The sequence below is a fragment of the bacterium genome (genome assembly GCA_021158245.1).
In the GTDB taxonomy this organism is placed as follows: Bacteria; Zhuqueibacterota; QNDG01; order QNDG01; family QNDG01; genus QNDG01.
The window spans coordinates 1-6,589 of record JAGGVB010000116.1; the positions used below are offsets into that span (position 1 = coordinate 1).

At 41.4% G+C, this 6,589-nt stretch carries 5 protein-coding genes; 4 read left to right on the forward strand and 1 reads right to left on the reverse strand.

The window, feature by feature from the left end:
* The 4 genes from J7K93_06680 to J7K93_06695 all read left to right on the forward strand — a co-directional run.
* Positions 1-741 (forward strand): hypothetical protein (locus J7K93_06680; GenBank protein MCD6116680.1); only part of this gene is annotated, 741 nt, incomplete at its 5' end.
* Positions 742-1,166: 425 nt separating this feature from the next.
* A complete protein-coding gene (locus J7K93_06685; GenBank protein ID MCD6116681.1) occupies positions 1,167-3,335 on the forward strand; it encodes a carbohydrate binding family 9 domain-containing protein in 2,169 nt (722 codons plus the stop codon).
* A gap of 32 nt (positions 3,336-3,367) precedes the next feature.
* Positions 3,368-4,048 (forward strand): response regulator transcription factor, encoded by a 681-nt coding sequence (locus J7K93_06690; GenBank protein MCD6116682.1) that lies wholly within the window; start codon positions 3,368-3,370, stop codon positions 4,046-4,048.
* The gene (locus J7K93_06695; GenBank protein MCD6116683.1) at positions 4,038-5,459 is read left to right on the forward strand and encodes a HAMP domain-containing protein; all 1,422 of its coding nucleotides are present in this window, start codon (positions 4,038-4,040) and stop codon (positions 5,457-5,459) included. The genes J7K93_06690 and J7K93_06695 overlap by 11 nt, the downstream gene beginning before the upstream one ends.
* Positions 5,460-5,773: 314 nt before the next feature.
* Here the strand turns inward: J7K93_06695 and J7K93_06700 are convergent.
* On the reverse strand, positions 5,774-6,589 hold an 816-nt coding region (locus J7K93_06700; GenBank protein MCD6116684.1), incomplete at its 5' end, for a T9SS type A sorting domain-containing protein.

Genomic DNA, 6,589 nt, shown 5'->3' on the forward strand with positions numbered 1-6,589 from the left:
AGGGGATCAATCCTGCCTGATGCAGATGAAATAAAAACTACCCCTCTTCCCCTGTCAAGTACCGAACTCTTCCTGCGGTTTTCCATCACAGCAATACTTTCAACCTTTATAATAGGCCTTTTTTCAGGGCCGAAAAAAATATTCGGGTACATTGCAGAGAGGATTGAGATAAATGGCGACAAGCTTCAATTTGAAAACAGATGGGCATTCTTTATCCCTTTTTCAATTTTTACAGTCGGGTCATATCTTTACACGCTTCTATTCAGTATGATTTACCATCATCTTTATACAACGACCCTCAAAATGATAATCATTGGAACTGGAGTTTTTTTCTTTCCTTTTCCGGCAGGCATTGCTGTTCTTGTATTTATCAATATGCTTGTTACAAGCACAACGCTCAACGGATTTACAATAGGTGCTGCACTTTTTCAAAACGATTTCAGATCAATTATTGATTACATCAACGACAATGCAAAAAAAGTTTACATGCTTGGAGTTCTTGGCATCTCTTCGATGTTCGGCGGCGCACCCTTTTTTGTAGCTATTATTTTTCAAGATTGGTTCAACAATCTTGAAATTCACGGTAAAAGATACAGAGTCAGCATGCCATGGGATATAATTATCGTTGGGACGATTTTCAATTTTTTAACATTAGGAATCTACATTTTTAAGCTTGTATCGGATTTGCATATAAAAATGCATCAAAACAGTTCATGGGAAGATACAAAACAGACTTCGTAGCAGACGCATGGTTCGTTCCGGATGCATGCCTATGATCGCCATAACCGCTAAAATAATGTTTCTCTACAAAATATTTTTTACATATAAGAGACAGATAGCCCTTAATAAAATTTCTATCTTTTGTACGTTGCTGCATCATAAACCACAATCCTGCAACTGCGATTCCGGGTTTGCCGGAAAAAACAATCTTATAAAGTTTGTGTGCAATTTTGAATATTGACGCACATTACGGGAAAGGATATCAACCAGAGTTTTGATACAGTACAGAAAAATACCCTAATGACTTCGGGGGTTTATTTCTTGGATTTTTAAAGCAGAATATTATTTTATCTAAGCAGAAAAATATTTTATTTTAATCTGATTTTAATCTTGAATTTGTATTTTTCTGTAACAACTTACGGATACTTAAAAAAAGGAATTTTATAATGCGATTCATTCCCGCTATCACTCGGAGCAGTATAATAGCCCTTCTTCTGATTTTCAGTACTGCCATATCTTTACTGGCAGGCCAGAAATCTGCCCTTCGTGTCAGTACCCTTCCCAAATCCTTTGAATTAGACGGCAGGCTCAGTGAAAAAGCCTGGTATCAGGCAGATTCCATATCCGCACTTACAATGACAGAGCCTTTTGAAGGTAAACAACCTTCCAATAGTACAATTATAAAGGTTCTTGCCAACTCTAAATTTTTAGTTTTCGGGTTCCGTTGCCTTGATAATAACCCTGATAAAATCGTGGCTTTTTCAAAAGCAAAAGATTCCAGACTCCGAAGCGAGGATCATATCCGCCTGGTTCTTGATACATTTATGAACGGGAGGTCCGGTTATATTTTTGCAGTAAATCCAAACGGCGCCAGATATGATGCACTGATCTCAAACAGTAAGGATGGTGAAAACAGCAACTGGGATGCAGCCTGGGAAGCAAAAACGTTTATAGGGAAGCACGGCTGGTCTGCGGAAATTAAAATTCCTGTAAAAAGCCTTAATTTTAAAAAGGGGCTGACATCCTGGGGCTTTAACGTGGAGCGCCGTATTCAACGGCTTCAGGAAACTGATAGATGGGCAGGCGCAAGCCAGGACTACAGTATTACTCAAATCAGTCAGGCAGGAGTGCTTAAAGGACTGCCCGTCTTCGATATTGGCCTGGGATTGAGTATTATGCCCTCTTTTGTCACCGGCGCAGGAGTTCCTGAACCCGGTGCAGACGTAGAATTCACCAAAGATTTAAGCCTTGATGTTTCGCAAAAAATCGGGCCCAATCTGCAGGCCTCTCTCACAATTAATACTGATTTTGCGGAAACCGAAGTTGACGCACGCAGAACCAATATTACACGTTTCCCCCTGTTCTTTCCTGAAAAAAGAACTTTTTTCCTCGAAGGCTCAGATATTTTTGAATTTGGGTTGGGGCTTCGCAGAGACATCGTTCCATTTTTCAGCCGAAAAATAGGGCTTCTCGAAGGACAGCAGATTCCCATTAATGCAGGAGGCAAAATACAGGGCAGGGTCGGAAATACAAATATAGGCGCTCTTATTGTAACTACAGGAAAATTGGCAGATGTAGCGCCATCTTCAACAATGGGAGTAGTTAGAGTAAAACAGAATATTTTTGCAGAATCGTCAGTGGGAATTATCGCCACAGCAGGATATCCCAGCGGATTGGATCAGAGCTGGCTCGCAGGCTTTGACTTTACGTATAAAACCTCAAAATTCAGAGGAAAGAAAAATTTCCTTGTGGGCCTTTGGGGATTGTGGAACCACAGGCAGGATATGGAAGCTGTACAGAGTTCTTACGGCTTTAAAGTGGATTATCCGAATAACCTCTGGAATATCTCCCTTACATACAAAAAAATAGGCGACAATTTTCAGCCGTCACTGGGATTTGTTCCGCGCACCGGAGTCAATATCTGGCAGGGTTCCTTAGTATACAGCCCCCGCCCCTCCTGGCCACTGGTACGCCAGATGTTTAATGAATGTTTCCCAATGCTGGTAACCAATACTGACAATGAATGGGAAAGCTATCGGCTTTTTATGGCGCCTGTAAACTGGCGGCTTGAAAGCGGCGACCGGTTTGAGTTTAACATTATTCCGCAGGGGGAAAAACTGGATGAGCCTTTTGAGATTTCAGATGACGTAACAATATCCCCAGGGCATTATCACTGGACAAGGTTTCGTCTTGAAGGAGGCCTTGCTGCGAAACGTAAAATCAGCGGCCAGGTTACATGGTGGTTCGGGAAGTTTTATACAGGCACGCTGGATCAGATAGAACTGAGAATGTCAATAAACCCCTCCCCTGTTGTAAATGCAGGTATCTCCGGCGAATTTAATTACGGACGATTAAAGGAAGGAAATTTTACACAGCAGCTTGTGGCGTGCCGCCTTTCAATAAATTTCTCTCCCGATCTGCAGTTAAGCGGATTTCTGCAGTATGATAACGAAAGCCAGACTGTCGGTTTAAATTCAAAATTGCGCTGGATATTTTCACCTCTCGGAGATCTGTTCATTGTTTACAATCACAATCTGGCAAAATCTATTACAGACAGGTGGTACCGGGATTCCAACCAGCTGCTGCTTAAGTTGAGATACGGAGTCAGGATATAAAAAAATAATCACTGCACAATTGGGGCAGGTTTATGCGTATTTTAATTGTAGAAGATGAAGAAAAGATTGCAGGCTTTTTAAAAAAAGGCATGGAAGAAGAAGGATGGAGTGTTGATACAGCATCAAACGGAATTACAGCTCTTGATGTTTTGAAAGCCGGAAAATATGATGTAATCATTCTTGATATAATGCTTCCAAAACTTGACGGCCTCTCTGTGCTCAGATCAATGAGGGAAAATACAGACAACACTCCTGTTCTGCTTCTGACAGCAAAGGATTCAGTCTCAGACAGAGTTAAGGGGCTTCGTTTCGGTGCAGATGATTACCTGATTAAACCCTTTGCATTTGACGAGCTCCTCGCCCGTATTGAAGCTCTGGCACGCAGGAACAGAACCGTCTTTTCAGGCTTACTTAAAGCTGCAGACATGGAAATCGACGAAAAAAGCCACACGGTAAAACGTAGCAGAAAAGCAATAGATTTAACACCGCATGAATTCCGGCTCCTTTGTCTGCTGGCAGAAAATTACGGCCGCGTTCTGTCCCGTCTTACAATTGAAGAAAAACTCTGGGGGCTTGATCTTGAAAAGGAGACCAATATTGTTGATGTGTATATTAACAGACTGAGAAAAAAAGTAGACATCCCGTTTAAAAAACCCCTGATTCATACTGTCCGCGGTTTCGGCTACAAACTGGAGGTTTCTGATGGAGATTAAATTCCCCATAGTTGTACGCCTTGCACTGTGGAACACTGCAGTACTTTTAATGGCTCTTCTTCTGTTCGGATATTTATCCTACTACTTTGTTTCCAGAGAACTCTATTCCGAGCAAAAAACCCTGCTCCAGGAAAGCGGAGAACAGGTTTCCGAAATTATGCGGATAAGAGACGGAAGCCTTTATATAAGGCATCTCAAATATGAATTACGGGAAGAACTGAATTTTACTGAGAAAGGGATCTTTTTTGAAATAACTGACCGGCGGGGAGAAACTGTATTCAGATCACCCAATTTCCCCTATCATCTTGAAATAAAAGACAAAATTCCCGAGGATAGGCTCGGCAGGTTCTATGACAGACAAGGCTCTGCGTTCAATATAGTATCTATACCAGTATCTATCCGGTCCAGACACCACGATCACGGGAGAGTTTATGTCTACTCGATCTGTATAGGGCAGTCAACAAAATATGTTGCGCAGGTTTTAAAACGCATAAGGCATCTGTTATTCTGGCTTATACCAATAGTACTGCTTTTATCAGGCACAGGCGGATGGTACATGGCAAAACGCAGCCTGACACCTGTTGCAAAAATTACGAAAACAGCAAAAGAAATCGAACTCCAAAACCTGGACAAACGTCTTCCCGCACCAAGAGTTGACGATGAACTGGGGAGGCTCACAACTACTTTTAACGACATGATTGACAGATTAGAGAAGGGCGTAAATAAAATCCAGCAGTTTACTGCAGATGCTTCTCATGAGCTAAGAACACCTTTGACAATTATAAGAGGAGAAATTGAAGTTACACTGCGCCGTACCAGAACAAACAGGGAATACAAAGAAAAACTTAATGATATACTTTCGGAAATATTATGGATGAATAAAATTGTTGAAAATCTGCTTACATTTTCAAAAGCAGATTCGGATAAAAATTTTCTGGAATTAAAAAGCACAAGGCCTGACAAGCTTGTAAAAGAAGTTGTGGACGCATTTAAAAGCGCTGCATATACAAAGGGTATTACTGTTGAATACAAATCAGGAAGAGGGATTGATAATATTTTTATAGACAGAGACAGAATAAGGCAGGTTGTATCAAATCTGATTGATAATGCGATAAAATACACAGGTAAAGACGGGAATGTAGAGGTTCTTTTATCTAAACATGAAAAAGGGATGGCCATTGCTGTCAGTGATACAGGCATAGGAATTAAAAAAGAAGATTTACCATTTGTATTCGATCGTTTTTTCCGGACAGATAAATCAAGAACCAGGTTTGGCAGCAGTACAGGCCTGGGCCTCTCAATATGCAAATTGATTGTTGAAGCCCATAACGGAAACATTACAATTCAGAGCAAGCCGGGCACAGGCACAACTGTTCAGGTTTTTCTGCCCCACAATCCTTCTGAAGTTTAAAAGACTGTCCCGTCCTGAAATAGGTATAGGGTATAAAGGAATACGACATAGATATTTTACCGGCATCTGAAAATTTCCGTTAAAAAAATGTTAAAAAACGAACGTCCCGAGAATCAGGACAAACTGTTTGAGCCCGATTCTCTTTAAAAAAAATATGATAGCCAGAATCGGGAGGAAAAACCAGGGGGAGGATGGGTTAATCACAAATGCATGCAATCACCCACCACCTCTGGATGCCCGTTTTCACGGGCATGACAAGCCAACAACCCGTCATTCTGAAAGAGCAAAAGCGACTGACCACTCCCCCTGCAGCTTCACCGCACCAATAATATTTTTACTATACTCTCAAATTTTCCCGCACAGAGCCGTACAAGATAAACTCCTGTAGGCAGAGACGAACCGTCAAAAACCACCCTGTGAGTTCCTGAAGTAATATTTTTATGCATAAGCAGTGCAACCTCTTCCCCTCTCAAATTATAAACACGTATATCAACAGGCCCGCTCTGTGCCAGACCGAATGATATTGTTGTTGAGGGATTAAACGGGTTTGGAAAGTTCTGCCTCAAGTAGTATCTGCGCTCCGATATCACTGCAGGATATTCAATGCTGGTCTGGCTTATTTCCATTGGACCAGACAGGGCAGACGTATTGCTGTCTGCATCAGTTGCAGTTGCAGTAATATTGGAAAGAGCAGGCACTGACGACAGATTAAGGCTGAAATTGCCTGCATTATCAGCAGTTGTTTTACCGATATACTCTTTTGCCTGGCCGTTCTCATCATTAAATATTTCAATAACATTTCCCGGCCCAGCATGGCCTTCCACTTTATCCGAAAGAGCTGCTGTAATAACAGGCGCAGAAATATTATTATTAGTACCTAAGCTTAAATATATTCCTGTAAAATCATTGCCAGTTACTAAATTTCTGCTCAGCTTGTTTCGTACAGCTCCGTCCTGAAGTCCGATAGCATACAATTCGCAGAATCCGATTTTATTGTCTCTTACGGAATTATCATGGGATCCATTCGTCAGCCAGACTCCTGTATTCAAATTTCCGATTTTTTCCCATGAGCCAGACACATTAAAAAAATTATTCCGGATAGTGGACAGGGAATCCTGATACAGGCTCAG

Coding starts and splice junctions, on each gene's coding strand:
- J7K93_06685 (MCD6116681.1), top strand. CDS start 1,167: ATGCGATTCATTCCCGCTATCACTCGGAGCAGTATAATAGCCCTTCTT.
- J7K93_06690 (MCD6116682.1), top strand. CDS start 3,368: ATGCGTATTTTAATTGTAGAAGATGAAGAAAAGATTGCAGGCTTTTTA.
- J7K93_06695 (MCD6116683.1), top strand. CDS start 4,038: ATGGAGATTAAATTCCCCATAGTTGTACGCCTTGCACTGTGGAACACT.